28 protein-coding genes are annotated in these 26,970 nt (G+C 43.7%); 14 read left to right on the top strand and 14 right to left on the bottom strand.

The annotated features are described in order from the left end of the window. The 4 genes from urtC to F890_RS16145 all read left to right on the top strand — a co-directional run bounded on the left by urtC (position 1) and on the right by F890_RS16145 (position 4,035). Positions 1 to 1,074 carry an urea ABC transporter permease subunit UrtC gene (urtC, locus tag F890_RS16160; protein ID WP_005245654.1) on the top strand — a complete coding sequence of 358 codons (1,074 nt, stop codon included), beginning with the start codon at positions 1 to 3 and terminating at the stop codon, positions 1,072 to 1,074. Next, entirely contained in the window at positions 1,071 to 1,889 is an 819-nt protein-coding gene (gene urtD, locus F890_RS16155) for an urea ABC transporter ATP-binding protein UrtD (RefSeq protein WP_005267691.1), read from the top strand. Before urtC ends, urtD begins: the two co-directional genes overlap by 4 nt. Positions 1,890 to 1,899: 10 nt before the next feature. Further along, complete coding sequence (urtE, locus tag F890_RS16150) at positions 1,900 to 2,598, top strand: urea ABC transporter ATP-binding subunit UrtE (protein WP_004729117.1); 699 nt, start codon at positions 1,900 to 1,902, stop codon at positions 2,596 to 2,598. Positions 2,599 to 2,802: 204 nt separating this feature from the next. Then, complete coding sequence (locus F890_RS16145) at positions 2,803 to 4,035, top strand: transposase (protein ID WP_004730312.1); 1,233 nt, start codon at positions 2,803 to 2,805, stop codon at positions 4,033 to 4,035. A gap of 60 nt (positions 4,036 to 4,095) precedes the next feature. Here the strand turns inward: F890_RS16145 and F890_RS16140 are convergent, their stop codons facing one another. From F890_RS16140 to F890_RS16125, 4 genes are all read right to left on the bottom strand, one after another. Continuing rightward, a complete protein-coding gene (locus F890_RS16140; protein WP_005267688.1) occupies positions 4,096 to 4,824 on the bottom strand; it encodes a phospholipase D family protein in 729 nt (242 codons plus the stop codon). Between the two features lie 66 nt (positions 4,825 to 4,890). After that, positions 4,891 to 5,613, bottom strand: a complete 723-nt coding sequence (locus F890_RS16135) for a hypothetical protein (RefSeq protein ID WP_005267686.1) — start codon at positions 5,611 to 5,613, stop codon at positions 4,891 to 4,893. 172 nt (positions 5,614 to 5,785) lie between these two features. Continuing rightward, positions 5,786 to 6,298 carry a GNAT family N-acetyltransferase gene (locus tag F890_RS16130; RefSeq protein WP_005267684.1) on the bottom strand — a complete coding sequence of 171 codons (513 nt, stop codon included), beginning with the start codon at positions 6,296 to 6,298 and terminating at the stop codon, positions 5,786 to 5,788. Between the two features lie 80 nt (positions 6,299 to 6,378). Beyond that, positions 6,379 to 7,104, bottom strand: a complete 726-nt coding sequence (locus tag F890_RS16125; RefSeq protein ID WP_005105335.1) for an outer membrane protein OmpK — start codon at positions 7,102 to 7,104, stop codon at positions 6,379 to 6,381. Positions 7,105 to 8,109: 1,005 nt separating this feature from the next. Here F890_RS16125 and F890_RS16120 point away from each other — a divergent pair. The 4 genes from F890_RS16120 (at position 8,110) to dsbD (ending at position 11,783) form a co-directional block, all read left to right on the top strand. Further along, positions 8,110 to 8,475 (top strand): HPF/RaiA family ribosome-associated protein, encoded by a 366-nt coding sequence (locus tag F890_RS16120; protein WP_004647220.1) that lies wholly within the window; start codon positions 8,110 to 8,112, stop codon positions 8,473 to 8,475. Positions 8,476 to 8,602: 127 nt separating this feature from the next. Then, positions 8,603 to 9,145 carry a hypothetical protein gene (locus F890_RS16115; protein WP_004647221.1) on the top strand — a complete coding sequence of 181 codons (543 nt, stop codon included), beginning with the start codon at positions 8,603 to 8,605 and terminating at the stop codon, positions 9,143 to 9,145. Positions 9,146 to 9,166: 21 nt separating this feature from the next. After that, positions 9,167 to 9,922, top strand: coding sequence for a transporter (locus F890_RS16110; protein ID WP_004281287.1), 756 nt, complete (start codon positions 9,167 to 9,169; stop codon positions 9,920 to 9,922). Positions 9,923 to 9,941: 19 nt separating this feature from the next. Further along, complete coding sequence (dsbD, locus tag F890_RS16105) at positions 9,942 to 11,783, top strand: protein-disulfide reductase DsbD (protein ID WP_005267682.1); 1,842 nt, start codon at positions 9,942 to 9,944, stop codon at positions 11,781 to 11,783. Positions 11,784 to 11,811: 28 nt separating this feature from the next. On the opposite strand, the gene F890_RS16100 is transcribed toward dsbD, so the two are convergent. Beyond that, on the bottom strand, positions 11,812 to 13,008 hold the full coding sequence (locus F890_RS16100; RefSeq protein ID WP_005267681.1) for a GGDEF domain-containing protein: 1,197 nt from the start codon (positions 13,006 to 13,008) through the stop codon (positions 11,812 to 11,814). Positions 13,009 to 13,348: 340 nt separating this feature from the next. Here F890_RS16100 and F890_RS16095 point away from each other — a divergent pair, with 340 nt between their 5' ends. After that, complete coding sequence (locus F890_RS16095; protein WP_005267680.1) at positions 13,349 to 13,918, top strand: FMN-dependent NADH-azoreductase; 570 nt, start codon at positions 13,349 to 13,351, stop codon at positions 13,916 to 13,918. Between the two features lie 62 nt (positions 13,919 to 13,980). On the opposite strand, the gene F890_RS16090 is transcribed toward F890_RS16095, so the two are convergent. Then, the gene (locus tag F890_RS16090; RefSeq protein WP_005267679.1) at positions 13,981 to 14,892 is read right to left on the bottom strand and encodes an alpha/beta hydrolase; all 912 of its coding nucleotides are present in this window, start codon (positions 14,890 to 14,892) and stop codon (positions 13,981 to 13,983) included. Between the two features lie 156 nt (positions 14,893 to 15,048). Here F890_RS16090 and F890_RS16085 point away from each other — a divergent pair, with 156 nt between their 5' ends. Further along, complete coding sequence (locus tag F890_RS16085) at positions 15,049 to 15,486, top strand: DUF2147 domain-containing protein (protein WP_005105342.1); 438 nt, start codon at positions 15,049 to 15,051, stop codon at positions 15,484 to 15,486. A 72-nt stretch (positions 15,487 to 15,558) separates the two neighbouring features. Here F890_RS16085 and F890_RS16080 read toward each other — a convergent pair whose 3' ends face one another. Together F890_RS16080 and F890_RS16075 are read right to left on the bottom strand one after the other, a co-directional pair. Beyond that, complete coding sequence (locus F890_RS16080) at positions 15,559 to 15,909, bottom strand: Spx/MgsR family RNA polymerase-binding regulatory protein (protein ID WP_005267678.1); 351 nt, start codon at positions 15,907 to 15,909, stop codon at positions 15,559 to 15,561. 474 nt (positions 15,910 to 16,383) lie between these two features. After that, entirely contained in the window at positions 16,384 to 17,202 is an 819-nt protein-coding gene (locus F890_RS16075; RefSeq protein WP_004281295.1) for an exodeoxyribonuclease III, read from the bottom strand. A gap of 40 nt (positions 17,203 to 17,242) precedes the next feature. Between F890_RS16075 and pyrE the strand changes: the two genes are divergently transcribed. Continuing rightward, entirely contained in the window at positions 17,243 to 17,893 is a 651-nt protein-coding gene (gene pyrE, locus F890_RS16070; RefSeq protein WP_005267676.1) for an orotate phosphoribosyltransferase, read from the top strand. 462 nt (positions 17,894 to 18,355) lie between these two features. On the opposite strand, the gene F890_RS16065 is transcribed toward pyrE, so the two are convergent. Beyond that, positions 18,356 to 18,565 carry a cold-shock protein gene (locus F890_RS16065; protein WP_004281299.1) on the bottom strand — a complete coding sequence of 70 codons (210 nt, stop codon included), beginning with the start codon at positions 18,563 to 18,565 and terminating at the stop codon, positions 18,356 to 18,358. A gap of 546 nt (positions 18,566 to 19,111) precedes the next feature. Between F890_RS16065 and F890_RS16060 the strand changes: the two genes are divergently transcribed. Then, on the top strand, positions 19,112 to 19,444 hold the full coding sequence (locus tag F890_RS16060) for a hypothetical protein (protein ID WP_005267675.1): 333 nt from the start codon (positions 19,112 to 19,114) through the stop codon (positions 19,442 to 19,444). A 171-nt stretch (positions 19,445 to 19,615) separates the two neighbouring features. On the opposite strand, the gene F890_RS16055 is transcribed toward F890_RS16060, so the two are convergent. The 4 genes from F890_RS16055 to F890_RS16040 form a co-directional block, all read right to left on the bottom strand. Beyond that, on the bottom strand, positions 19,616 to 20,563 hold the full coding sequence (locus F890_RS16055) for a copper resistance protein B (RefSeq protein WP_005267673.1): 948 nt from the start codon (positions 20,561 to 20,563) through the stop codon (positions 19,616 to 19,618). Continuing rightward, a complete protein-coding gene (locus F890_RS16050; protein ID WP_005267671.1) occupies positions 20,550 to 22,316 on the bottom strand; it encodes a copper resistance system multicopper oxidase in 1,767 nt (588 codons plus the stop codon). The genes F890_RS16055 and F890_RS16050 overlap by 14 nt, the downstream gene beginning before the upstream one ends. A gap of 41 nt (positions 22,317 to 22,357) precedes the next feature. Beyond that, positions 22,358 to 22,780 (bottom strand): hypothetical protein, encoded by a 423-nt coding sequence (locus F890_RS16045; RefSeq protein ID WP_005267669.1) that lies wholly within the window; start codon positions 22,778 to 22,780, stop codon positions 22,358 to 22,360. Positions 22,781 to 22,896: 116 nt separating this feature from the next. After that, on the bottom strand, positions 22,897 to 23,097 hold the full coding sequence (locus F890_RS16040; RefSeq protein ID WP_005245699.1) for a DUF3565 domain-containing protein: 201 nt from the start codon (positions 23,095 to 23,097) through the stop codon (positions 22,897 to 22,899). A 143-nt stretch (positions 23,098 to 23,240) separates the two neighbouring features. Between F890_RS16040 and gshB the strand changes: the two genes are divergently transcribed. Next, complete coding sequence (gene gshB / locus F890_RS16035) at positions 23,241 to 24,191, top strand: glutathione synthase (RefSeq protein WP_005267667.1); 951 nt, start codon at positions 23,241 to 23,243, stop codon at positions 24,189 to 24,191. Positions 24,192 to 24,242: 51 nt separating this feature from the next. On the opposite strand, the gene F890_RS16030 is transcribed toward gshB, so the two are convergent. Further along, entirely contained in the window at positions 24,243 to 25,445 is a 1,203-nt protein-coding gene (locus tag F890_RS16030; protein WP_005267665.1) for an MFS transporter, read from the bottom strand. 424 nt (positions 25,446 to 25,869) lie between these two features. On the opposite strand from F890_RS16030, the gene murG reads away from it, so the two are divergent. Next, the gene (gene murG, locus F890_RS16025) at positions 25,870 to 26,967 is read left to right on the top strand and encodes an undecaprenyldiphospho-muramoylpentapeptide beta-N-acetylglucosaminyltransferase (protein WP_005267663.1); all 1,098 of its coding nucleotides are present in this window, start codon (positions 25,870 to 25,872) and stop codon (positions 26,965 to 26,967) included. Positions 26,968 to 26,970 lie beyond the last annotated feature (3 nt).

Below are 26,970 nucleotides of genomic sequence, written 5' to 3'. Positions count from 1 at the left end.
ATGAAGATTACACAATTATTATCCGACAAACCGCATAGTGGCATTGCGATTGCCGTATGCTTTGCCATTTTATTGGCATTGCCATGGTTACACCTGTTACCTGCCGATTCAACCCTGCATTTATCTGCGTATTGGGTCACCTTGATTGGCAAAATCATGTGTTTGGCTCTGGTCGCTTTGGCACTGGATTTAGTTTGGGGCTATGCCGGAATTTTAAGTTTAGGACATGGTTTGTACTTTGCCCTTGGCGGTTATGCCTTTGGGATGTACTTAATGCGCCAGTCTGCAGGGGATGGCATTCCTGACTTTATGCGCTTCCTTAGTTGGACGGAAGTGCCATGGTTTTGGGTCGGTACGGAATACTTCCTTTGGTCATTGGTATTGGTAGTATTAGTGCCGGGCATCATCGCCTTTATTTTCGGCTTCTTTGCCTTCCGTTCCAAAATTAAAGGCGTGTATTTCTCGATTATTACCCAAGCTATGACTTTTGCCGCTGCATTACTTTTCTTCCGTAATGAAACCGGCTTTGGTGGCAACAACGGCTTTACCGGTTTTAAAACCATTTTAGGCCTGGACATTACCTCGGCATCGATGCGGGCAAGTTTGTGCTTTATCACCGCTTTGGTATTGTTGCTGTGCTTTATTGGTTTACGTCATTTAATGAATAAACCTTATGGCCGTGTACTCGGTGCAATTCGTGACAGCGAAAACCGTCTGCAATATTTGGGCTACCGTACCTTGTGGTACAAGCTCTCGGCATGGGTGCTATCTGCGGTGATTGCAGGCATTGCAGGGGCACTGTATGTGCCACAAGCCGGCATTATTAACCCAAGTGAAATGAACCCGGTGAACTCGATTGAAATGGCAGTCTGGGTGGCAGCGGGTGGACGTGGCACGCTGATTGGTCCATTGATTGGGGCAGGCTTAATCAATGGAGTAAAAACCTATTTTACTTCGGCTTATCCTGAAGCATGGCTGTTGATTTTGGGTACGTTATTTATTGTAGTGACCATCTTCCTGCCAAAAGGCATTATTGGTCTGTTTGACCGTTTTAAAAAGGAGCGTAGCGAATGAGCGAGATCCTGCAACCGCATGGTGGTCATGCCACTGAAGGCTATGGTCGTCCTAAAGAACAAGGCGCGGACTTTACCCACGGTATTGCGCTGTATTTAGAAAAAGTCAGCGTCTGGTTTGATGCTTTTCGTGCCTTAAATGATTTGTCGCTCTACATTGAAGAAGGGGAATTACGCTGCATCATCGGGCCGAACGGGGCAGGTAAAACCACCCTCATGGATGTGATTACCGGTAAAACGCGACCAACCGAAGGCACAGCATTTTTTGGGCAAAACTACGATTTAGCCAAAATGAGCACTGAACAAATTGCCGAAGCAGGCATTGGGCGTAAGTTCCAAAAACCGACCGTGTTTGAAAATTTCACCGTCATGGAAAATCTGTTACTTGCTGCACCCAAAGACAAACGGGTGAAAAAAAGCCTCTTTAGCAAGCTTGATCCGGATGCACAAAATGCCTTGGATGAATCCCTCACTCAAATTCGTCTGCAAGAGTTCATTAATAAACCTGCTGGCTTGCTGTCACATGGTCAAAAGCAATGGTTAGAAATCGGTATGTTGCTGATGCAACGCCCTAAACTGATTTTGCTTGATGAGCCTGTGGCAGGGATGACTGATGCCGAAACCGAACGCACGGCAGAGCTGTGTTTAGAACTCAAGAAAAATCACACCCTCGTTGTGGTCGAGCATGATATGAGTTTTATCGACACCATTAGTGAAAAAGTCACGGTATTGGCGCAAGGCGCAATTTTAGCAGAAGGCACATTGGCAGAAGTACAAGCCAATGAAGATGTCATTGAAAAGTATTTAGGACGTTAAGGAGACCGTGATGTTAGAAGTCAAAGACGTCAATCAATTTTATGGTGGCAGTCATATTTTACGTGATGTGTCGTTGACTGCACCTGTGGGTGAGTGTTCGGTGGTGCTTGGGCGCAATGGTGTAGGGAAAACCACGCTCCTTAAATGTCTGATGGGTATTTTACCGATTAAATCCGGACAGATTTTGCTGGATGGCAAGGACATTTCGAAACTCAGTCCTGAACAGCGTGTCCGTGCAGGTCTGGCTTATGTGCCCCAAGGTCGAGATATTTTTTCAACTTTAACCGTGGAGGAAAACATCCTCATTGGTATGGCGAAATTTAAAGGCGCAAAGACACGCAAAGTGCCTGAGCATCTCTATGAAATTTTCCCTGTGTTGGATGAAATGAAGCATCGCCGTGGCGGAGATTTGTCTGGTGGTCAGCAGCAGCAGCTTGCCATTGCACGAGCACTTGCTTCTGAACCGCGTGTGCTGATTTTGGATGAACCGACTGAAGGTATTCAGCCATCCATTATTAAAGACATTGGACGGGTGATTCGTAAACTTGCTGATGGTGGTGAGATGGCGATTGTGCTGGTTGAGCAGTTTTATGACTTTGCTGAAGAACTTGCTGATGGATATACCGTAATGGCACGTGGCCAAGTCGTGGCGCAAGGTGTGGGTAGTGAAATGCCGGAGAAAGGCATTCGGGAGTTGGTGGCAATTTAAGGCTTTTAGCTCCTTCTCCTATGGGAGAAGGCGGGGGATGAGGGTTTATCTTTATTTACCTCTCCCTAACCCTCTCCTAGAAGGCATAGGTATCTACACAATTCCTGAACTTTGCGTTAAATTGAAGAGCATGCTCTTCAATTTAACATCTCTGGCCTGGATCAGCGTCTTGTCAAGCGCTATAACAGCCTTGTAAAGCTCAATATGAACCCTCTTGCTTCACTTGCTCCGGCAATCAAAGACCTGGCTTCTGCCCAAAAGTCGAGTTTCGCAACCACACAAGCGGTCTGGCGATTCCTGAATAATGACAAAATCTCTTTTAGTCAGTTAAACCAGCCAATTGAACATCTTGCATGTGAACAGATCAAGGCATCACCGCATCAATATGCATTGATTGTTCATGACTGGTCTCAGCTACAGTATGTGAAACACCATCATAAAATTCAGCGCCTGCAAAGAACCCATCAATATGATTCAGGCTATGAATTGCAAAGCAGTCTGCTGGTTGATGCAGCCTCGGGACTACCTATTGCGCCACTGGCGCAGACACTATCAGATGCCTCAGGCTGCTATTCCACATTCAGTCAACACTCTGCTGGGCGCAAATCTCATCTAGATTCACTTACCGAACAAATCAAAGTGATTGAACAATATCCCATTGAGAAAACATGTGTTCATATCATTGATCGTGAAGGTGACTCCATTGCCCACCTAAGGGAAATGAGCAGCCAGGGTTTTAAATGGCTGATTCGGGCGAAAGAAGGCCATCGAATTGAGCATCAGGGCAAAACATGCAAAGTTGCAGAAGCCGCAGAACGAGTAGAAACGCAGCAGGTCCAGCCGATTGCCTATAAAGGAAACCGGCATATGTTGCATGTGGGAGAAACTGCTATCCGGATAACACGTGCAGCAAAACCGAAGAGAAATGACGATTCAGGCCAACGGGTTGCTCCCCAGCCAGGGAGTGCGATTGAAGCCAGATTAATTGTTGCCGTAGTGAAAGATGATCAGGATAAGACCGTCGCAAGATGGTCACTAATCAGCAATGTTCCATCAGAGATTACTACGGTAGAGATGACGACCTGGTATTACTGGCGCTGGACAATTGAATGCTATTTCAAGCTGCTCAAGCAGGCAGGTCATGATATTGAAGCATGGCTTCAGACCAGACCTGAAGCCATTTTAAGGCGGTTACTGATTAGCTGTATGGCTTGTGTTTTAACTTGGCGAATCCAGCGTTCTGAAGATGAACACCATCAGAAAATTCGTGTATTTCTCACCCGTCTTTCAGGTCGGCAGCAGAAAAGAGGTAGGTTGGAAAGTGCACCTGCCTTATTGGCAGGGCTTTCGATTTTACTGAACACTCTTCAACTGCTCTCGGAATATTCAATAGATGAACTCAATGAGATAGCCACAATGGCATTAGGTATCTCATAGATGTGTAGATACCTATGCCTAAAGAGAGAGGGGAATTTTCTTTTTTGAATAATGGAGGAATTAGATTTCTGTATTTTCATCCCAAAGGAAGTACATGCCAAATTGTCCGGTTCTAAATTCACCGCCTATCGCTTTGCCGGTATCAGTTAAAAAGTGCTTATCATTTTCAAGTTTAAGATAGCCTTTATTCACCAGCTGTTCGAGCAAATCAGGAGTCTTGAGTCCAACTTTGGAAGCAAGTTTTGCTGTTGTTAATTTCTTGAACTTTACATTTTCTTGTTCTATTTCATGCTCAGTTTGAGTCTCAACCTTATCTGTTTTAACTTCATCTAAGCTAATCCGAACTTCATCTAAGCTAATCCGAACTTCTTCGCTAATCCGAATTATGCGCTGCGCTTCTTCATAAGCATCTTTAAAGACGTCATCATCTTCATACTTACTAATCAAAATGCCCATTTCATTATTATTGACCTGGCTAAATTCATATAAGTTCAAACTCGAAATAATACATTCCGATTCATTGAGGTAGCATTTTGCATGCAGATTTTTGCAGAAACTCAAACGGACATAGTCCAGTTTTTGAATCCATTTAATTTCTTCAGGATGCAAATCACTTTTGCCATAGACAATGCGAACATCAATTTTTAGCCGGTCTTTGTCTTCTAATAATTCTTTGATGCGGTCATTGAGACGTAAATACGGACTGATTAAAATTAGACGTTCTTTGGCATTTTTAATGAGTTCTTCTAAGAAAAAATTAGTTGCACTGGTATTTAGAAATTTAGCCATATTTTCCCTGTAATATTTTGAATATTATGTTTGTTATAGGGCAATAAGATATCGCTGAATCAGCAATCACTCAACCTTTAAATACATGCCATCCGCCGAGACATTATGTCCAAAACCACAAGACATCGGATTGCTGCTATTCACCGCAATCTGTTGTCCAATTTGAGCGTTAAACTGAAATTTCAAATCAATTTTGCAATCTTCTACGCTGTAATTGGTCTGAGCTTTATTCAATGGCATCCGGGTTGAAAATTCTCCTATATTTGGTCCATAAATCAGACTGCGCAAACCCATATAGAGTCCATTAAACTCAATTTGGTAGGCATTCGAAGCCCATTTAACTTCCATCGTATTCCACTGGCCAAAACCTGCATAGCGGACATATTTGCCTGCAAGATTCTTCGGTTTTTCTGGTGCAGGCAACTGTTTTAGATTGAACTGGCTGGCTTTAGCATTCGGAAAAACGGAAAACCAGGCGCGTGCCCATTGCGGCTTTCCAAGCTTGGCATAACTTAAGCCAACATTATTAAATGCCGTGGTGATATCACGCTCAGAAAAAGCTGTACCACCGTCTTCTACATTCATCGCACAAAAAGATGACCAGGCGGCTTGTTGTTTGAATTGCGCTATGGCCTTTTGATATTGTTTTTGGTCGTAGAATTTCTTGCCATTATTTGCATAGCTTTGCACTTGGCTACAGCCTGAACACAATTCTTTTTCAAAGTCTGAATCAGCAAAAGTGAGCATACTTAAACTTAAAAGACCAATAGACAATAGAGATTTATACATGGTGTTATTCAGTATGATTTTGAGCTGAATAAAACATAGCCGCTCGTATAAGTAAATAGAACTTGTGCTTATTAAACTGGATAACAACCAAATATCGTGATGGCCAAGTATTAAAAAGCTAAAGAGGAGTGTCCAGAAAGCAGTTCTGGAATAGCTTTAAACTAAGAATGAATCAAGCTTGATCCAGATTCAGTTGTAAGAGGACCAAATCACGCCATTGCCCAAACTTCTGTCCGACTTGCGGCATATAGGCAGTTTGAACGAAACCCAGTTTTTCATGCAGACGAATCGATGAGGTGTTTTCTGAATCAATCGCTGCGACCATGATATGCAATTTCTGTACTTGAGCCTGTTCAATTAAATACTGTAATAATTTAGAACCCAAACCTTGCCCTGCATAATCTGGATTTAAAAAGATGGAATGTTCTACCGTCTGTTGAAAGCCCTGAATACTACGAAACTGATCATAACAGGCATAGCCAGCAATGACTTGATTTTGAGTATCTTCAACCACAAAAACCGGGAAATTCTGATTTTTAAGCTGCTTAAACCAGATTTTGAAATAGTTCAAATCAAAGGCTGTTCTGTTCCAGGTCGCAGTACCATAGAGTACTTCCTGATTATAAATCTTGAGGATGGTTTCAAGATCATGTTCGGTCGCAGGTCGAATATCAAAATCAGGCATATTCTTGTTCTAGTAGAGGTGAGCTGAAATCACAGTTTAAAAAAAGCAGAACCGGAGTTCTGCTTTCGATCATACATCAATTAGAAATGATATTTCACAAGTGCGCTGACATTGTTTTCATCTTGATTTTTAAGACCAAACTTATTGTTCCACACTGAATGTTCAACACCGAGGTATAAACGGGTATCTGGAGAAATGTGTTTGCCCGCATTCCATTTCCACTGTGTAGTCCAGTTTAACTCGCTTGCTTGAGCGTCTTTTTCAGCAGTTGACCAATCAAGGAAGCCATCTACAAGAAAATCTTCAGCACCCAGTTTAAATGGCACACCATAGGTAAGCGTCATTTGATAATCGTCTTTATTGCCAAACACTTTTTCATTGTTTGCACGATAAAGATTTAAGCTTGCATATTGAAAGTATGGGATATCAAGGTCAAAGCCCACGCCATATAGGAAGTTATCAGCATTATCTGAACCTTCCCACGTTGTTGAAATAAGCACATCTTTCACTGGACCAAAGGCAAGTTTTTGGCCTGTAACTTCGCTTAAGCTTAAACGTGGTGATAACTCAAAGTACGTACTTTTAACATCATCGCCACCGCGCAGACGATCCATAAAGAAGAATACATCTGCATATTTAACTTTTGCAGCATATTCAACAGTTAAAGTAGTTTGCTGATCGTCTACAACTTCATAGTTTTCACCATAAAGACCTGTAACGCTAAAGTCCTGCCAAACTGGTTTTGCTTGAGCAAATGCTGCAGTTGAAGCCAATGCACAAAGTGCCGCAAGTTGTGTAAATTTCATTTAAATCTATCCCCCCGAGAAAGCAGAATAAGCATACAGATTAATAAGTAAAAATAAAGTTAAAAGTGATCGCTGACTTAAATATATTTCAGCCCCCATGAGTTGAATGAAGACGATCATCTTCCTCAGTTTTCATTGCCTTTTGCTGATATTTCTCTAAATTATTATTTTTTAAATGAAGTTGAATATGTAGCGTCTTAAAAGACTGAATGTATAACTAGAAATATAAAATCACTTCAATTCAGGATGATGAGTTTAGAAAACCAGTAAAAATAGGGGGAATATACAGATTGTTTAGTAATTAATTTGAGCCTGAGGCTGAATAGCTTTGTTCTGTTTGTGTAATGAGGTTAGTTCTAAAATCTCAAATGACGGTCGTTTTATAAGCCTTTCTCAGCGTCGTAAAATAAGAGTGATCGGTCTTATATTTCAATTGAAAATCATTTTTGCAGTTTATTATTTTCGAATGACGAAAGAGTATTTTTCCCGGTTCTGCAAAAGCAACTAAATAATGATAAAGCATATTATCTCTTCAGAACTGTAAGGCTGACTAGGCGCTGATCTTATAAGAAAAACTATTAGATAAAAGTGAGCTAATTTTCATAAAAAAATACTTTTAATTTCTTTTTTTTAGGTTTCTTGGTCGAATGTTATTTAAGCGATTTATCGGTCTGGCTTAAAAAACATTTCAAACTAAATTGTGTGAAGAGTTGCGCAATTGCTGTTTGAAAAATCCTGTATTTTTGAGCTGAGTAAGCAGTTGTCACAATGGATTATTCTTTTGCTAAAAAACCAAAATATCACTTGCATATTTCCCAGATACAGCCGATATTCAAGATATAAGGACACGATTCTGCAGACTCAAAAATGTGTTCATCATTCAAAATGGAGGGTGTGATTCCAATCATTTGAAGAAGTGAAATGCGATGCGAAACAGCAAGCTACAAACGTGCCAAGATAAAAAATTTTGCACTCAAAAGTTACAAAGATTGAGGATGGTAATATATGAATATTGAACTTCGTACCGATAACCACATTCAGAATAGTGATCGTTTAATTACTTATGTACGGGAAGAATTAAATCAAGAATTCCAGCGCCACAGCGAACGTATTACCCATTTTTCAGTCCATCTTAGTGATGAAAATGGCGCCAAAGGCGGCGATGACGATATTCGTTGTATGATTGAAGCGCGTCCTGCAGGCTTGAAACCTGTCGTAGTCAATCATCGTGGCCATAATGTCGATACTGCGATCCATGGTGCAATTGACCGACTAAAACGTAGTCTGGAACATGTGATCGAGAAAAAAGACAATGTTCGTCCTGGTGCTCTCGAACTAGCAGACACAGATACTGCGGATATCGAAGACTAAGCCGAACCGATTTGAAAAAGCCCTGCGGGGCTTTTTTCGTATTAAACAAAAATATAGTTATGAGAAGCACAACAAATCCTGCTTTATTCGGCATAATAGTCGAAAACGAATCAAAGTGAGCTCCATCATGTTAACTGCGCAACAACAACTTTTTGTGCAAGCACTCGAAGAATTAAATCTGGACCAGGTCAAACAGCTGCTGGCAGATGGACTCAACCCGAATTTTATTGATCATGACAAAGGCCCGGTGATTTCGGTCTGGTCAGATGGCCTGTTTAAATGGTGGGAAGAAGTGTGTGAGCTGTATGAAGCCGGAACACCACTTTCAGAAGAGGAGAAACAGGCACGTTTGGCGGTACATTTACAGATTCTGGAAGAACTGATCCAGGCCAAAGTGAATCTGCATTTGTGGGATGCAGAAGAAATTTATGGTCCACTCTGGGATGCCGCAAGTGCCGCATGCGCGCCAGCTGTACAGCGTTTACTGGATGAAAAAGTCGATCCAAATAGCAAAGATGAAGATGGCATGACTATTTTATCTTCAATTAGTGATCTATTCTTTGATTGTGATTTTGATGAAATCAACTGGTCAGAAGCCTTGGATGAAGAAAAACAGACGCTAGAACTGCTTCGCAAGCATGGCGCAAAAATGACGAAAGAACTCAGTTAAATTTTAATAAAGAGCTCCAACATGACAACATTAAAAACCTTGGGTTTGATTGCACTGGCCGGTTGTAGTGCACAGCTTTTCGCAGCAGATTTTGAATTTGATCGACCAGGTGAGGGTCTCAGTACTGGAATTACTCCAGTCGGAAATGTCGCTTGGGAGCAAGGCTTGCCTACAGCGCGTTATAGCAAGTCGGGCGATCAGACCGCGACCACACTCAGTGCAGATATGTTGTTACGTACCGGACTCAGTGATGATCTGGAATTGCGTTTAGGTTGGGCTGGCCCGACCTGGACCCAAGTGAAATCCAATGGCCAGACCGAAGAAGATGATGGTCTGGGCGATGTTAGTATTGGTCTGAAAAAGGCCATTGATTTGGATGATGACAAACTCAGTATGGCTTTGCTGGCCGAAGCCATCATTGCAACAGGCAATGCCGGTTTCACTAATGAAGAAGATATTTACAGCTTGGGTTCTGTCGTGTCGTATCAATATAATGACTTGGTCAGTACCGCATTGACCATGCGTTATGAATGGCAGGACAGCAACTGGGCAGTGTCTGCGATTCCTTCTCTAGGCTACCGCATTACTGATCGCTGGTCAGGTTATTCTGAACTGATTTACCGTAAAGCGGAAAGTGTCGATAATCAATACGCACTCGGTACCGGGGTCATGTATGCTTTAAACGATCGTGTCCAGTTAGATGCGAATGTCGGTGTAGATCTGGATGGTGCAGATCGAAGCTACTTCTCAGGCCTAGGTTTCTCTGTACTGTTCTAAGTTATTCAACTCACAGATGATGAAATACTCGCAGTTCCCGACCTGGGGGAAAATACTTGCCCCGGTTATTTTGGGAAGCACCTTGTTCAGCAGTCCTGCTCAAGCGGAAACTGCATTGTTGTCTGCCGATCAGGCTTTTCCTGTGAGCGTGATCTCCACCAGTCAGCAGCAGGCTGAACTGAGCTGGCAGATTCCGGACAACTATTATCTGTATCAGCATAAAATTGAAGTCCGGCAGGGCAACCAGCCGGTGACGTTTGAGTTGCCACCCGCTGAAGATTTATATGATGACAACTATGGGCATACCCAGGTTTATTATCAGCAGTTAAAGTTTCAGATCCCGACTCAGGCGGGGCGATCCTATCAGGTTAGCTGGCAGGGTTGTGCCAAAGACCGGATCTGTTATCCGCCACAAACCATTCAGTTCAAGACCGATTTGTCCGGTCTGGTGCAATTTGAAGCTGCCGGATCAGGAACAAAGCGTTTACTTGATCTGAATACTTCATCACTGCAACACAATACCCTGTTTAATACAGCAGATTCTTCAGAATCTACAGCAGATGAAATCTCTGCATCAGCCAACACACAAACCGAACCCTATGCAGCACAAGACCAGAAATGGTCAGCCCAACTGCTTGAACGCTCTTTGGGCTATGGGCTTTTGCTGTTTTTCGGCCTGGGAATTTTACTGGCGTTTACGCCGTGTTCCTTGCCGATGCTGCCGATTCTGACCTCACTGATTGTACGTGACAGTAAAGGCCTGAAAGCCTGGATGATTGCACTGACTTTTGTCAGCAGTATGGCCGCTGTCTATGCAGTACTTGGCCTAATTGCATCTTCGGCCGGCCTGAATTTTCAGCGCTGGTTGCAGCAACCTGGGACTTTAATTGCTTTTAGTGTGCTATTTGTCCTGTTTGCCCTGAATCTGTTTGGCCTGTTTGAAATCAAACTGCCGCAACGTCTGGTTCATCGTCTGGATCGGGCACAGGCCATGCAGCAGGGAGGTAGTCTGGTCAGTGCGGGCGTTATGGGCATGATTTCGGCGCTTCTGGTAGGACCATGCATGACCGCACCACTGGCAGGTGCATTGTTGTTTATTTCCCAGACACAAAGTCAGTGGCAGGGGGCTCTGTTGCTGTTTACTCTGGGTTTTGGGATGGGCACGCCTTTATTGCTGGCCAGTATTCTGGGGGCACGGATTCTGCCTAAAGCTGGGCACTGGATGAATCAGATCAAAGTGCTCTTTGCCTTTATCATGCTGGCACTGGCGCTGTATTTTATTCGCCCACTCATTTCAGAAGCGGCTTTACAATGGTTATCCTTAGCTTTGGGTATGACCTTCGTGGCTTATGTGCTGTTCCGGATTTTCTGGCATCGTACCGGTTTGAGATGGCTATATATCCTGTGTCTAGTACTGGCCGTGCCTTATATTGCTTATAGTCAATATCAGCACAGTCAGCGTTTTTTTGTGGAGCAGGCGAGCACAGAAGCCAACTGGCATTTAGCACGTAGTGCAGCAGAATTTCAGCAGATTTTGGACAGGGCACCACAAGGGCAAAAGATTATTATTGATGTCTACGCCGACTGGTGTGTTGCCTGTCAGCCGATCGAACATCGTATTTTAAAATCTGCAGCGGTACAGCAGGCGCTTGCGCCATATTTCCTGATCAAGCTGGATTTAAGCCAATATAATGTCTCTCATCAAGCGCTGTTAAACCAATGGGAAATTCTCGGGCCGCCGACGTATTTATTCTTGAATGCGCAGCAGCAGGAAATTAGGGGTTTACGTTTAACCGGTGCTTTTAGCGAGGCAGAATTGCTGGCACAGCTGCAAGCGTTGGCTCAAAGTGAAAATCCATAATTTAGTTCTTAAAAAAAGCTGAACCCGTTTAAGAAACCTGCATCTGTACTGGCACCGGTTCAGCATAAGCTTTGACCAGATTACGCCCACCGGCTTTGGCCTGATAAAGCGCCTGATCGGCCTGACTCAATAATTGTTGTGGGCGTAATTCCGCGCTAGAAATGGCAATCCCGAAACTGGCGGTCACCGGAATCAGCTCATCCTCATCACTGAAAATCTGCAATTGCTGAATGGCGATGCGGCAGCGTTCAGCCACTTGTTCGGCTTTTTCCAGACTGGTATTTTTAAGCACCAAAATAAATTCTTCCCCGCCAAAACGGCCGACTATATCACTTTCGCGCAATTGCTGATTCAGCACGGCACTCACTTCGACTAAGGTTTCATCACCCTTATGATGGCCATAGTGATCATTAATCTTCTTGAAATGATCCAGATCCAGTAAGACCAAGGCGTAATTTGGAGTGGCTGCAGCATTCAGTTTATCCAGACATTGGTTGATGCTACGGCGGTTAAACAGGTTGGTGAGTGGATCAATCTGGCTCAGTTGTTTGATCAGCTGCTCGCGATGACGCCATTGACTGAGCAGAATCTCGAATAACACCATGCAGACGGCCAGAATTGGCAAAATAAAATACAGCATCGATAACAGCCAGAAACCATTATAGAAAAGCTTGTCATCGATATTAAAGAGCGGTGAATAAGGTAATTGATGACTGAAACTTAAATAGGCACATCCGCCCAGAAAAATGGAGGCAGGAATCAGCATGCTATACACCAGCGTGCGATGAAACAGCACCAGACCGACCATAATTAAGCAGACGTAAGCGGTGGTAGCGACCGGACTGATCACGCCGACAATATAGGCATCCCGGCATAGCGAAACCACAAAGGTGCCGACTGCCAGATAGGGTAGATAACGTTCCACCAGACGGTTGCCCTGAAATTTATAACAAGGATAAATCAGTAAGGCTAAAATCAATAAAAAACTGCCGTTCAGCACGACTTGTGAATGAACCCGTTCAATCTGTACATATTGCCAATACTCAGGATTGAATAAAACAAAGAGATCCCAGCCGAGCCAGGTCAGATGTACACCGCATCCCAAAGTCAGCATCAGGATGCATTTCTTCAGGATACGCCAGTTCATCACGACTTCATCTTCGACCAGATATTTCTTGATTCTGTGTCTTAGCACTTTTTCTAATACAGGCGATATTCGCTTCATGGTCCCGGTCTGACTTTAATTGTTATGGCAGATTTTTTAAGACTTATTGGATATTTATAGCTTTATTTACACAAGATAACATAAGTTTGAATGCTTGATAAACAACAATATTTAAAACATTTTTGTGATTTAGTTGATATCTGATCTGCTCATTCTTTGCCGATAGCGTAAGTGATCTAGGCTATGCCAAAGGGTTCTCATCAAAATTAAAGAGGTTAAGAGGTATACAGTTTTGTTCTAAATTCAGGATGATGTGTTTTATTTGTGCTAATTATTTCAATATGGTCAATCGTTAAAATGGCTGCATTGTTAGAAACAACCAAAGATAAAGAGCGAAGCCATGAAAGTTTTACAGATTGATTCCAGTATTTTAGGAGATGCTTCTATTTCGCGTCAGTTAACTCAGGCCGTGGTGGAACAATTGCAGCAAAAATATGCTGAGGCCATTGAGGTTGAATATCTGGATCTGGCAGCACAGCCTATTCCCCATCTTACCGCCGAAATTTTAATGGGCCAGAATGCAGAACAGACGGCATTGGGCGAGGAAATTTTAGAACAATATTTGCAGGCGGATGTCGTGGTGATTGGTGCAGCGATGTATAACTTCGGTTTGCCATCGACCCTGAAAGCCTGGATTGACCGGATCTGTGTCGCGGGACGCACCTTTAAATATACCGAACAAGGTCCTGTGGGTCTGGCGGGCAATAAAAAAGTGTATATCGCCAGCAGCCGTGGTGGTGTGTATGGTGAGCAAAGCCCGGCTGATTTTCAGGAGGCTTTCTTGAAAACCGTATTTAACTTTACTGGCGTGAATGATATTGAAGTGATTCGTGCTGAAGGGGTGAACATGGGAGAAGCGGTTAAAGCCCAAGCGCTACAAACTGCATTGCAGCAGGTTCAGGCCATTTAAAACCTAAAACCTCTTTTCAAAGGGTCAGCTACGGCTGACCCTTTTTATATGCTAAATCATGCTTAATCCCGATCCAGACGATGGGCAAATTCTGCAAGATCGGTCAGCGCCTGTTTGGCTTCATCGAACCAGGCGCTGAACATCTGGAAGTTGTGCCACATGCCGGTATACAGTTTAAATTCGACCTCGACACCTGCCTGCTCCGCTTTTTCTTTAAAACGGCTAGCATCATCCAGCAGAATTTCCTTGGAACCTACCTGAATATGAATCGGTGGCAAACCGGTTAAATCGGCAAAAAAAGGAGAAACTTCCGGATCACCCCGATCAATTGAACGCGGTACATAATATTCAATCCCGGTTTGAACTGTTTCCAGAGACAGCAGGGCATCATGCTTCTGGTTATAACGTAAAGATTCACTGGTCAACGTTAAATCTAGCAGTGGAGACAGCAGAATCAGACCGCTGACCTGTGGCAGACTTTCCTGCTGTATTTTGAGTGCCAGCGCCAAGGCCAGATTGGCACCGCAAGAATCGCCGGACAGAATAATATCTTTGGCCTGAACACCTTGATCCAGCAGCAGATTATAGACATCAAACAAGGCTTCTAATGCTTCTGGATAGGCAGATTCAGGTGATAGCGGATAATCGATATGCAGTACCTGCATCTGGGTTCGAGCCGCAATTTGAGTCATAAAGGCGCGATGGGTATTTAAAGAACCTAAGTAAAATGCGCCGCCATGAATATGAAAAATCAGCTGGGTCGATTCCTGCTGCGGCTTAATTTCTTCCGCGTGCAGTCCGGCCAGTCGGAGCGAGCGAATCTGTACCGTTTTATCCTGAGGGAAAAGTTTGCACATCTGTTCCAGAGCAATGCGCATTGAACTCGGTGGAAGACTGAATCTGCTCGGGGCACGAATGGCCGTTTTTAAAAAGCTTTCTGTAATTAATTGTTTCGTTAGCGGGCTTATCTTCATCTTCCTTCCATCTTTTTGTGCTTTTATTGATCGTGTAGATTATTTACCAACCATATTTACAAGGTTACACTAAATAGTCACAGCTAAAAATTGAAAAATTGTTGTGACTTTTTAATACTACATGGGTCTATTTTCAGACTAAGGAAATGAAGAAAAATGAAAAAAATAGCGCTTACGTTAGGACTACTAGGCTTATCTGCACTGGCTAATGCCGCGGATCCTTTAAATGGCACGGTATGGAAAACCATTGATGATAAAACCAAGCAGCCTAAGGCCATGGTTAAATTCACTGAACAAAAGAACGGCACTTTGTCAGCCAGTATTCAGTCTGTGTTAACTCCAGGTGAAGAAAATGCCTGCAAGAAATGTGAAGGTCCATATCACAACAAATCTCTGAAAGGCCTGACCATTGTTAAAGGTCTAAAAAATGCTGGCGGGACTAGCTATGACAGCGGTTCGATCCTTGATCCACAATCCGGTAAAACCTATAAGTTGAAAGGCCAGTTGGCAGACGGTGGCAAGAAACTTGAGCTACGTGGTTTCATCGGTGTAGCGGCATTGGGTCGTAACCAGACTTGGATTCGTGCCAACTAATTTATTTTAAGCAGATATACAAAAGCCTGATCGATGTCAGGCTTTTTTATGAGTGTTATTCAATACAAGATATTAGTGGGCTAAGCTACGATAAACCGTTTCATTAAAACCGGCAATAAATCCTGTAGAGGTTGCCAGTATTGGACGTTTGATTAAACTGGTATGGGTGGTTAATGCATTAATTAAGGCATTTTCACTTGACAGGGTGGCCTGTTGCTCTTCTTCACTGAGTTTACGCCAGATAGTGCCTTTCTTGTTCAGAACCACGTCCTGACCCAAGGCATCCAGCCAGGTTTTGACGGTTTCAGCATCGATGCCCTGTTTTTTATAATCATGAAATTCATAACTCAGACCTTGCTCCGTCAGCAGATCAAAGGCTTTTTTCATCGAACTACAATTTTTAATTCCGTAAATTTTTAACATAGCTGCCATCTAAAAAATTTAAATCATGAACTAGCTTAACCAAATTGGCAGCAGCAAACCATGCAAAAGCAAATGAAAAAAAAGAAAAAATTTTAAATACCAGAAAAGTCATGTCATCAAAATGACATCAAGCAGCTTTAACATGAGCAGCAAGAAAAAGAACAATCTAAATAATAAGAAAAATAAAAATTTGGGAATGATAGAAATAGAAAACCCGCATTTAATCATCCTGATCATGCGGGTCTCAATCCAACGTCCAATGTCACATCCATGCAAAACAAGCTAAATCTATAGTCTGTTTTATTTTCGTCCTACGGCGTCCTGTCCTTATGTTGTCGTCCTGACATGTCCTTGTGCCGTAGCGCTATAATGCTATGTTATTACATTGAGATAAACCCAAAAAATACGTCATGTCATGTAAGAGATAAGCCTTAATTGAGTGAACAACTGTTCACTCAATCAAATGGTGAGGCTTTATAATTTGTAGTCGATAATCACTGGAGCATGATCGCTAAACCATTGTTCTTTATAGACCCAGGCATTAACGGTTCGCTCTTTCCAGTCTGGAGAGCAGGCATGATAATCAATCCGCCAACCAACATTCTTGGCACGCGCCTGACCACGGTTTGACCACCAGGAATACAGCTCGGCTTCTTTACGCACTTCACGGAAAGTATCGACATAACCAAGCTCATCGTAGATATGATCCAGCCAGGCACGTTCATGCGGCAAGCAACCCGAGGCTTTCTGGTTACCCGACCAGTTTTTAATATCAATACGTTTATGCACGATATTATAGTCACCGCAGACAATCACCGATTTATTTTCATCGCGCCACTGTTTCAGAATTTTTGCGTATTCTTCCAGAAAGTGATCTTTACGTGCTTGCGCTTCATCGCCTGATGAACCCGAAGGCAGATACAGGGAACAGATCTGTACAGTTTGATCTAAACCCAAGTCAAATTCAGCGGCAATAAAACGGCCTTGTGAATCGGCCAGTTCAAAACCCAGGCCATCAGTTAAAGATACAAAAGGCAGACGGCTATAAATGGCCGTACCGGCATAACCCGGACGCTCGGCAGGAAACAGGTGCGTGTACCAGCCTTCAGGCTTGAATTTGTCCGTCCACTGCGCATGCGTGATCCGGCTTTCCTGCATGCAAATCACGTCGGCATCAGACTGTTCCATCCATTCCAATAGGCCTTTGGTGACAGATGAACGTAAGCCGTTGACATTAATTGAAACGACGCGAAGAATTTTTTGATCACCTGGATAGCTACTCTTTGGTATCATGCGCAAGTCTTACCTTAATTAATGGATTTAGGAGCACCTCATGTCAACGCCAGCTCAGTTTAACCCGCAAGCTTTTATCGAACTCGCATTATCACGCGGTGTACTTAAATTTGGTGAGTTTACTTTAAAATCGGGGCGTGTGAGTCCCTATTTTTTTAATGCGGGTCTGTTGAATGATGGTGAAGCCTTGACCCTGCTGGCTTCTGGCTATGCAGCGAAACTGACTGAATGTGATCATGTTGAAGTGATTTTTGGCCCTGCCTATAAAGGCATTCCTTTTGTGGCAGCAACTGCTGTGGCTCTGTCGCAAAATCATGGGGTAAGTGTGCCGTGGGGTTTTAATCGCAAAGAAGCCAAAGACCATGGCGAGGGTGGCGTATTGGTCGGTGCTTCTGTAGAAGGTAAAAAAGTCTGGATCATTGATGATGTGATTACCGCAGGCACAGCGATTCGTGAAGTCGTCACCATCCTGAAAAATGCCGGTGCCCAAATTGCAGGTGTATTAGTGGCACTAGACCGCCAGGAAAAAGGTCAGGGTGATTTATCTGCGATTCAGGAAGTGCAGCAAGAGCTTGAGATTCCTGTACATGCCTTAATTACTATGAAAGATTTAATGGACTACCTAGAAGCGAAAGGTGACCTAGAAGCTTTGGCGAAAATGGAAGATTACCGTGTTAAATACGGAATCTAAGCCTAGATTGGCATAGAAAAGGAAGCTTGTGCTTCCTTTTTTTATAGATACTCGATTTTCTAAGCATTTGAAATTTATTATCTCTGTCTATTCTTGTAAGCATTGGCTTACATTAATTCCAGCACTTTGCAGCTGTTTTGAATGGTGGAAATTTCCTATGATAGCTTTAACAGGAACAGGACGTTCCGCACAAGAATAACAATAGATAAATACAAGGAAAGTAAGGTACGACAGGAGTTATACTAAGCGAACCCATACGGAAAACCCCTGGCAGATGCCAGGGGTTTTTCATTTCTATTTCTTTATAGAGCAACGCTTACAACAGCAATGATTCAGAACATGATTCTTAAAAATTCACTGTTAATGAGCTAAATAGAGGAGTAGAAAACCTTTCACCAAAATTATGAATCTTCAGAGCTAAAAAAAGCACCTGAAGGTGCTTTTTCTTATTGCTGTGCTAAATTATAGCGCAACGATATTGATCGCATTTGGACCTTTTTGACCATCAACCACGCTAAAAGAAACGCGCTGACCTTCAAACAAAGTTTTGAAACCAGAACTGCTGATTTCTTTAAAGTGTGCAAAAACGTCAGGACCTGATTCTTGTTGAATAAAACCAAAACCTTTAGTTTCGTTAAACCATTTTACTGTACCGGTAACTGTAGTAGACATAATATAACCTGTTAAATTTTAATAATTTTAGTCATGCAAATGACTATGGATAACTTGGAAAAACAACAAGAATTGAAATAAAGATCTGAAAAAACTGAGGATTATAAATAATACTGCGGCACTTAAAGAAGCTTAACTAAACAACGCTTTTTTCTAGTTAAACACAGCATAGCCTAAATCAGGAAATATTCAAGTTTTTTATATTTATTATTTATTTTTCTTATAAAAGTGGCTCAATTCTTCTTTTTTAAAGAATTTCAAGCTGATTTGCTTGAGCTTTATCGGTTGTATTTAAGCTTTAACCAAGTTAAACAATAAATACACGTTGTGTTTACGTTACTTTATGTTAATCAGAATCGTTCAGTACTTAGCAAGATTTTACTAAGTCAGTGTATTTTATAACTTTGGGTAAATTAACATTTGTAGCTTTAAGATAGTTATCGTCATTGCTCATGTATAAAAATCCACCTATATTAAAATTCAATTGGAAAAATTAACTATAAGAATTTCTTAATTTTAATTTAAAACCAAATACGAGTGAGTCTCATGGATTACTGGAACAGTGTGTTACTTATATCCATCATCACCATGGTTGGACTGGCCATGATCATCCTGTTTGTCGGATGTAAAATGTGGAAGAACTTGGTGGTTACTTTACTGATTGCCACCTTGATTGGATTTCTGCTTGTATGTGCGATCAATTTTATTTTTGGCGATCGTCTTCAATTTCTATGGGGTGCCCCTGAGACTGATGATAGTAATTTTATGCTGGAAATGGGGCTGCTGAGCCTGTTAATTGGCGGTGTGAGTACCTTTATCATTATGTTAGGCACTTTGGTTGCTAAAAGTAACAGTGGAAATCAAGGCGATGAAGACTAGTTTTTCGCAAAATAACAAGTCTCTTAATGAGCGGGAAAGTGCAGAAAAACATCGCATGTACAGTTCATAGGCTTAAAAAATCTTTCTCAGCCAAATGTATAGTGCCATAGCGCTACGGGGCATAAATGGAGCTTCATATCCCGTAGCTGCATAATTTTCTGTATCAAAAATTTAGAACATCATTCTTAGACCTGCACCATAGATCCAGCCTTTTTCAGAATCAGAGCTTTGCTGCCAGGCTGTCTGTTTGTTGCCTTTACTATATTCATAACCCACTTCCAGATAAGGCATGAGCTTTTTGCTCAGTTCATAGCGTGTTTCCAGGCCCAAGGTGGCATGACTAAGGCCGGTTTTTTTCGCATTCGCTGCCTGATCATTCAGGATGACATCCAGTTCGACAAAGGGCTGCATAATCAGTTTCTGAGTCAGTAACAGGTCACGCTCTGTTTCCAGTTTTAATCCGACAAAGTCATCTTCACCGACATAGACATGAGCATCCGTTTCGAAAAAGTAGGGGGCCAGGCCATGCAGGCCAAATACTGCATCGAAGCGCTCGTTCTGCTGGTTTGTAGAAGGCTCGGCTAAATTTTCCTGTCGATAGCGCACCCCGGTCTGCACATCCCAAAAATCGGAAATATTGCGGCTATACAACACTTTGGCATCATATTCGGCCTGATGGGATTCATGTTTGTCGGCTTCTAACTTGAGGAAGATTTTATTTTCATCCGTGCCGACTCTGGCCTGGTTCTTGGACTTGAATGCTCCATTTCTCTCTGAACTATGCTGCCATTTCTGGTCCAGAATAATCTGGCTATAAATCTGTGCACCATGTTCTTTACGATGATCATGTTCGCTGGCAGAACTGACTGAATTTTGTGGCGTGCTCAGCACCTGCTGTTGATGCAATAACTTTGGTGGCGGTTGATAGGATGAGGCATCTGCTGTTCCAGTATGCTGTGCGTGGTTATCAGCCATGTTTTGCATGGCATGATGTCCGCTATGATGCTGATGTTCAGCATGGCTTGTATGATCGCTAGAAGCTGCCGCAAAAATACTCAGACTGCTTAGGGTAAGCGCACTGCTGAGCACTGACTTTACAAAAAGATTAGTGATGTGCATGGCTTTCTCCTTGAGCAGCTGCTGGTTTTGAAGGCATTTTTTGTGAAGAAGGGTGAGATGTTTGATCTTCATCTACATGTGCCACAATCAGCTTGTTCATCATGCCGGCACTCATGTGATAGAGCAGATGGCAGTGAATCGCCCATTCTCCCAGTTCGTCTGCTGTGAGCAAGGTCGTGACCGTTTTCCCGGGCGGCACAATCACGGTGTGTTTATTTGGCATATTTGCAGCAGACTGACCATTTTCCAGCTGCATAAACATGCCATGCAAATGCATCGGATGGGCCATCATGCTGTCATTGATAAATTTCAGCCGGATCCGCTCGCCATATTTCACTTGAAGTGGCTCGGCATCACTGAATTTTTTACCATTCATGGTCCAGATGTAGCGCTCCATGGTTCCACCCAGACGAATCACCAGTTCACGTTCTGCTGCGCGGGTATCAGGTTGTGGTGTCAGGGCTTTGAGGTCTTGATATTGCAAGGCTTTGTGCCCTGCAGGCGTAGACATATTGGCCCAGCCCTCAACCGGCTGATGAGGCTGATTGGTTCCGGACATGGCATTATGACTTGCATGCATGTCGTGCTGGGCATGTTGATCATGTTCACTTGTGGCAGTCTGCATGGTCTGACTGCTGTGTGTGTCATGTGACATGTCATGTTGTTCGCCATGTCCCATATCTTCCATGGTCAATAAGGCACGAGGGCGCGGTGTTGGTAATTGAACCGGAGCCAGGGCTTTACTTGAATCAGTTGCCTGATGCAGACTGCCAATGGCAAAGCCTGAGCGGTCGATCGATTCCGCTTCAATCTGGTAATGCGCTGCAGTGGGTTCCACAATCACATCATAGGTTTCAGCGGTTCCGATACGGAATTCATCTACATTGACCGGCTGCACCGGTTGTCCATCGGCACTGACCACGGTCATTTTCAGCTGGGGAATACGCACATCGAAAAACGACATGGCAGAAGCATTGATGAAACGCAGGCGGACTTTTTCATTGGGCTGGAACTGGCCACTCCAGTTTTGTTGCGGCGTTTTTCCATTGACCAGAAAGGTATAACCGGTAACATCAGATAGGTCGGTTTTCAGCATACGCATCTGGTTCCACATCTTGCGGTCTGACCAGGTGGCCTTCAGGCCATCACGTTTCACCTGCTGGAGTACATCGCCCAAGGTTTCACGCTGGTTCTGATAATATTCGGCCGATTTTTTTAAATTGTTCTGAATCTGCTGGCCGCTTTGTTCGTGAAAATCTGACAGCATCACCACATAATCCCGCTCGGTTTGTTCATGTGGAGGTAGTAATGTCTGTGCTTTGGGGCGAATCACCAATGCGCCATAGAGGCCGTCCTGTTCCTGACCTTTGGAATGTGCGTGATACCAGTAGGTGCCGTTTTGACGAACCTTGAAGCGATAAGTAAAAGACTGCTTCGGTTTGATCCCCTGAAAACCGTTAAATCCGGGCACACCATCCATCAGCCCAGGCAGGAGGAGGCCATGCCAGTGCAGCGAGGTATCCTGATTGTTCAGGTTGTTTTGTACATGAATGACTGCATCATCACCTTCTTCAAATTCCAGTAAGGGTGCAGGGAATTTTCCGTTTACAGTGATACGCTTGACCGTCTTTCCGGTGAGATTGATCGGGCTTTCATCAATGACCAGATGATATTCTTTTACGGCTGCAAACAAGGCAGACGACGAGATGAGACCGAAGCCCAGACACAGGCTTTGACTGATTTTAAGCAACATAACTTAATCCTTAATGAATAAAAAAATTTAAAAATTCAGGATCAAGCTTTGGGTGGGCGCAGGATTTCTTGCCAGTAACCGGCAAGGTGCTGGGCATGGTAAGCAGGGAGGAGGGTTTTTTCCGGATAACCGTGATCAGGCACGCTTAACTCGGGCGTTGTAATGGGCAGGCTGGTGACCAAGTTCTGGCAGGCCATAGTGCCACAATCCAGACAATCTGATGACTGCTGGGTGCTGTCACTGACACAGTCCGGCTGAATCAGTTCCTGATCTTGATGATGATCAGTCTTATGCAGCGAGTGAGAAGCAGAGGGTTTTGTCATTTCCAGACAATGAGGATTCGTTTTTTCAGACGGCATAACCAGATGCATGGTGTTTGCAGATGCGACAGACACACTGCTCCAGCCTATGGCAAAAACCACAAGCATCACCAACCAGATCTGTTTGACGAGCCGTATGAGCAAAAGTACACCCTGAAAAAATGCGCTGCATGTTTGAGCAATAAAAGCATAAACTCAAATTAGCAAATTCTGGACAAGATTATTTTTTAGGTCACCTACATACTACTTTTTTCATAGGTTCAGGTTGCAGTTTCGCACTTTTCGCATTTTTTACAGTCTAGCAGCATCCCGAGTTTTTCTTTACGTCCTTGCTCGGTCATCACCCATGGGCGATTTTGCCAGGGCGGGGTATGCCGCACATGCTGGCCATGTCCGCAGGCCAGTTCTGCAACCCAATGCTGTTCCTCATCCAGGTGAAAACCGATAATGGCCTGTTGCATGGCATACCTCCCTTGAGCTCAAATTGCCTGAGCATCTATCTAAAAACCTATACAAAATAAGTCATGCAAAATCACCATAAACAAAAGAATCCACACAAGCTATACTCCTTGCCAAGTCATTTTTTGAAAAAGAGCAGAGACACATGCGCGTACTTGTTGTGATGGATCCCATTGAAAATGTAAACCTGAAAAAAGACTCGACCATGGCCATGCTGTGGGCAGCAGCACGTCGCGGGCATGAACTCGGTTATGCATTGCAGGAAGATTTATATATCGATCAGGGCAAGGCCTTTGGTCTGATCGCGCCGTTACAGGTATTTGAAGACTACGACTATTATTATGAACTTGGCGAAAAACAAAAAGAGTCGATCGCTGCTTATGACGTTGTCTTGATGCGTAAAGATCCGCCTTTTGATATGAACTTCGTCTATACCACTTATATTCTGGAGCAGGCAGAGCGCGAAGGGGCATGGATCATCAACAAACCGCAAAGCCTGCGTGACTGTAATGAAAAACTGTTCGCGACCCAGTTCCCGCATCTGCAAGTTCCGACCTTGGTGACTTCGCAGCAAAGCCTGATCCGTGAATTTCTCAAAGAACAGGTCGATGTGATTGTAAAACCGCTAGATGGTATGGGCGGCACCGGGATTTTCCGCCTGTATCAGGATGGCATCAACATCGGTTCAACCATTGAAATGCTGACCAATAATGGTACCCAGCCGATTATGGCGCAGCGTTATATTCCGGAAATTGTCGAAGGCGATAAACGCATCCTGATGATTAATGGTGAGCCAGTGCCGTATTGTCTGGCCCGTATTCCACAAAATGGTGAAGTGCGTGGTAATCTGGCCGCGGGTGGCCTAGGTGAGGCACGCCCCCTGACTGAAAATGACAAAGCCATTGCAGCAAAAGTAGGGCCGTATCTCAGAGAAAAAGGTCTGATCTTTGTGGGGCTGGATGTGATCGGAAATTATGTCACTGAAATTAATGTAACCAGTCCAACCTGTATTCGTGAAATTGATGCGCAGTTTGGCACCTCGATTGCAGACGATTTATTTGCTGTGCTGGAAGCGGGTCAGGCCAATCAGGTTTAAAGGCAAAATCAGGTGAAAAAAGAGTCTGCTTGCAGGCTCTTTTTTATTTTTTCATTGGGGATAGCGCTTAAATAAATATGCCGTCATTACCATACCCAGCATCGAAAGGCAGACAGTGATAATGGCAAGATTGGCCCAGTATTGGGTGGCAGATATCAGCGCGGCGCTCAGGGTCGGTATAAAAAACTGTGCGCAGGCTGAAATTTGTAAAACCAGACCCACACTGGCCGCTGCTGCATAGGCACGTGGTGCATAGTGCAGGGTAATCGCAAAAACAGTGGTTGGGATCATCCCGCCAATCAGTGAAAACAGCACGGCACTGACAACCTGCAATTCAAATGAGAGCCAGGAATTTGCAGCAAATACCAAGCAACTGCTGCAGAGCATTGCCACAAATCCGGTACTCAATAAGGTGTGCGGTCTATAACCCTGTTGCAGCAACATGCCTGCGCCAAAAGTACCGCCTAGGTTGGCCAGCACGACCATTGAAGCCAGCATCCCTGCGCGTTTTAAGTCTAGCCCCTGTTCGACATACAGCGTAGGCAGGAAGCCCGTGACAGTGATCCATTGACTGCTATAACAGGCAAAAATAATCGCCAGACAGATAATCGGTGGGTGGGTCAGGGTAATTTTAACAATCTGCCAGAATGAGGTGTTTTCCGTAGCTGCCTGGAAAGAATCTAGCTGTGTTACCAGGACAGGTTCAATATTTAAATATTGTTTGATCATGCCAGCAATAACCAGGCACAGGCAGCCCAAAATGGCCCAGATCGTTTGCCAGTCCAGATATTCAAGCAGGAGAGGAATCATTAATACTGCCAGACTGACACCGATGCCCATATAGGAACTCCAGAGTCCCATCTTGAAATTCAGTGTTTCAGCGCGGCTGGTACGTTTTAAAATGGCTGGCGCACATAAAGAGATGGTTAAAAATCCGATTCCTTCCATAAAACGCAATACATATAAAGTGGCAGGCTGCGTAATCCAAAGCCCGGCAAGACTGCTCAGCCCTAAAATGATTAAGGCCATGATCAGGCAGCGCTTTAATCCCATTTTTTCCGAGAAGGCGCCAATGCATAGCGCAAACAGCATTCCGGCAGCCTGCACCAACCCTAATGAAAAACCAGCCTGAGTAAAACTCAGGTTTAAATCCTGCTGCAACACAGGAATCACGGCCGAAAGTTTGCCGACATGGATCGCAGCCAGATAACCAGCCAAGATAATCCATACATCACGACATGATATTTTTGACATCTATCCGAACTGCGTCCATTTAAAGCATCTGCTTGTACATCAAGCATCATTCATATATAGATATGAATAACATGAAAGTTTTATAAAATTTATAGGATTTAAGCCTAAGCTCATTAGTCGATGATAGGGCATGGATTGACCGGGAGTGGGCTGTAAATGGTTCTAAATAAAGCCCTGTCCTTGGCAAGATCATTGATAATATAATGAAAAGTGAGTTTAAAATTGGTATGATGCTTCACTTAAGTCTAAGGAAAAGTGCAGACCTTATAAATAAAACGAGTCTAAACTTGAAATTTGCGTGAAAAAAACAATTAAAGCCTTGTTGAAATAAAGTAAATAAACTTTCATGGCCTGAGGTTTGTGATTACAATTGATTACTTAAATCAGATTTCCTGCTCCATTTTTAGTATTGAAGAATTAAACCGTGACCGACGCTCAGCAAAAACAGCCTAAACATGTCATGATGATGGCCGCAGGTACAGGTGGACATGTGTTTCCAGCGTTAGCTGTTGCCAAAGATTTACAACAACAAGGTATACAGGTTTCCTGGCTGGCCACCCCTGCAGGCATGGAAAACCGCCTGTTAAAAAACCAGAATATTCCCATTTATCACATTGATATTCAGGGCGTGCGTGGCAATGGTTTCTTACGTAAAGCCTTGGCGCCTTTTAAAATCATGAAAGCCACCTTCAGTGCCATGAAATTCATGAAACAGCTTCAGGTCGATGCCGTGGCAGGCTTTGGCGGTTATGTGGCAGGCCCGGGTGGTTTGGCCGCACGTATCTTAGGCATTCCGGTGCTGATTCATGAACAGAATGCAGTTGCTGGTTTTACCAATACTCAATTGTCGCGTGTGGCAAAGACCGTGTGTCAGGCGTTCCCGAATACTTTTCCGGCCCAAGAAAAAGTTGTGACTACAGGTAATCCGGTACGACAAGAAATTAGCGAAATTTTAAATCCGTCCTGGCGTTATCAGGAGCGTGACAAGGCAGGACTGCCCTTACGTATTCTGATTGTTGGCGGATCTTTGGGGGCGCAAGCCTTAAATGAACGGGTTCCGGAAGCTTTAAAGCAACTCAATGTGCCATTAAGCGTCTATCATCAGTGTGGGCAAAACCATGCTGAGGCGACACGGGCACGTTATGAAAATGCACCAGCCAGTCTGCAAGTAGAAGTACAGCCTTTTATTGAAGATATGGCCAAAGCCTATTCTAATGCCGATCTGGTGATTTGCCGTGCCGGAGCTTTGACTGTAACTGAAATTGCCACTGCCGGCGTAGCTGCGATTTTTGTGCCGCTTCCAAGTGCGGTGGATGATCACCAGACGGCCAATGCCGGTTTCCTGGCCAATATCAATGCGGCAAAGATTTGCCCGCAGGCCACGATGACCCCGGACAGTTTAACAACATTATTAGAGCCGATGCTGAATCGCCAACTGTTAATGGAAATGGCCGTGAAAGCACGCCGACAGGCTCAACCCGATGCGACTCAACATGTGGTCCGTTTAATTCAAGAATTGTAATCC

It is taken from the genome of Acinetobacter sp. CIP 64.7 (assembly GCF_000369745.1).
GTDB classification, from domain to species: domain Bacteria; phylum Pseudomonadota; class Gammaproteobacteria; order Pseudomonadales; family Moraxellaceae; genus Acinetobacter; species Acinetobacter fasciculus.
This window is presented reverse-complemented; position numbering and strand designations above follow the sequence as displayed.

Excerpts from the sequence above, each read along its gene's own strand:
- urtC (WP_005245654.1), top strand. The coding sequence starts at position 1 with ATGAAGATTACACAATTATTATCCGACAAACCGCATAGTGGCATTGCG.
- urtD (WP_005267691.1), top strand. The coding sequence starts at position 1,071 with ATGAGCGAGATCCTGCAACCGCATGGTGGTCATGCCACTGAAGGCTAT.
- urtE (WP_004729117.1), top strand. The coding sequence starts at position 1,900 with ATGTTAGAAGTCAAAGACGTCAATCAATTTTATGGTGGCAGTCATATT.
- F890_RS16145 (WP_004730312.1), top strand. The coding sequence starts at position 2,803 with ATGAACCCTCTTGCTTCACTTGCTCCGGCAATCAAAGACCTGGCTTCT.
- F890_RS16140 (WP_005267688.1), bottom strand. The coding sequence starts at position 4,824 with ATGGCTAAATTTCTAAATACCAGTGCAACTAATTTTTTCTTAGAAGAA.
- F890_RS16135 (WP_005267686.1), bottom strand. The coding sequence starts at position 5,613 with ATGTATAAATCTCTATTGTCTATTGGTCTTTTAAGTTTAAGTATGCTC.
- F890_RS16130 (WP_005267684.1), bottom strand. The coding sequence starts at position 6,298 with ATGCCTGATTTTGATATTCGACCTGCGACCGAACATGATCTTGAAACC.
- F890_RS16125 (WP_005105335.1), bottom strand. The coding sequence starts at position 7,104 with ATGAAATTTACACAACTTGCGGCACTTTGTGCATTGGCTTCAACTGCA.
- F890_RS16120 (WP_004647220.1), top strand. The coding sequence starts at position 8,110 with ATGAATATTGAACTTCGTACCGATAACCACATTCAGAATAGTGATCGT.
- F890_RS16115 (WP_004647221.1), top strand. The coding sequence starts at position 8,603 with ATGTTAACTGCGCAACAACAACTTTTTGTGCAAGCACTCGAAGAATTA.
- F890_RS16110 (WP_004281287.1), top strand. The coding sequence starts at position 9,167 with ATGACAACATTAAAAACCTTGGGTTTGATTGCACTGGCCGGTTGTAGT.
- dsbD (WP_005267682.1), top strand. The coding sequence starts at position 9,942 with ATGAAATACTCGCAGTTCCCGACCTGGGGGAAAATACTTGCCCCGGTT.
- F890_RS16100 (WP_005267681.1), bottom strand. The coding sequence starts at position 13,008 with ATGAAGCGAATATCGCCTGTATTAGAAAAAGTGCTAAGACACAGAATC.
- F890_RS16095 (WP_005267680.1), top strand. The coding sequence starts at position 13,349 with ATGAAAGTTTTACAGATTGATTCCAGTATTTTAGGAGATGCTTCTATT.
- F890_RS16090 (WP_005267679.1), bottom strand. The coding sequence starts at position 14,892 with ATGAAGATAAGCCCGCTAACGAAACAATTAATTACAGAAAGCTTTTTA.
- F890_RS16085 (WP_005105342.1), top strand. The coding sequence starts at position 15,049 with ATGAAAAAAATAGCGCTTACGTTAGGACTACTAGGCTTATCTGCACTG.
- F890_RS16080 (WP_005267678.1), bottom strand. The coding sequence starts at position 15,909 with ATGTTAAAAATTTACGGAATTAAAAATTGTAGTTCGATGAAAAAAGCC.
- F890_RS16075 (WP_004281295.1), bottom strand. The coding sequence starts at position 17,202 with ATGATACCAAAGAGTAGCTATCCAGGTGATCAAAAAATTCTTCGCGTC.
- pyrE (WP_005267676.1), top strand. The coding sequence starts at position 17,243 with ATGTCAACGCCAGCTCAGTTTAACCCGCAAGCTTTTATCGAACTCGCA.
- F890_RS16065 (WP_004281299.1), bottom strand. The coding sequence starts at position 18,565 with ATGTCTACTACAGTTACCGGTACAGTAAAATGGTTTAACGAAACTAAA.
- F890_RS16060 (WP_005267675.1), top strand. The coding sequence starts at position 19,112 with ATGGATTACTGGAACAGTGTGTTACTTATATCCATCATCACCATGGTT.
- F890_RS16055 (WP_005267673.1), bottom strand. The coding sequence starts at position 20,563 with ATGCACATCACTAATCTTTTTGTAAAGTCAGTGCTCAGCAGTGCGCTT.
- F890_RS16050 (WP_005267671.1), bottom strand. The coding sequence starts at position 22,316 with ATGTTGCTTAAAATCAGTCAAAGCCTGTGTCTGGGCTTCGGTCTCATC.
- F890_RS16040 (WP_005245699.1), bottom strand. The coding sequence starts at position 23,097 with ATGCAACAGGCCATTATCGGTTTTCACCTGGATGAGGAACAGCATTGG.
- gshB (WP_005267667.1), top strand. The coding sequence starts at position 23,241 with ATGCGCGTACTTGTTGTGATGGATCCCATTGAAAATGTAAACCTGAAA.
- F890_RS16030 (WP_005267665.1), bottom strand. The coding sequence starts at position 25,445 with ATGTCAAAAATATCATGTCGTGATGTATGGATTATCTTGGCTGGTTAT.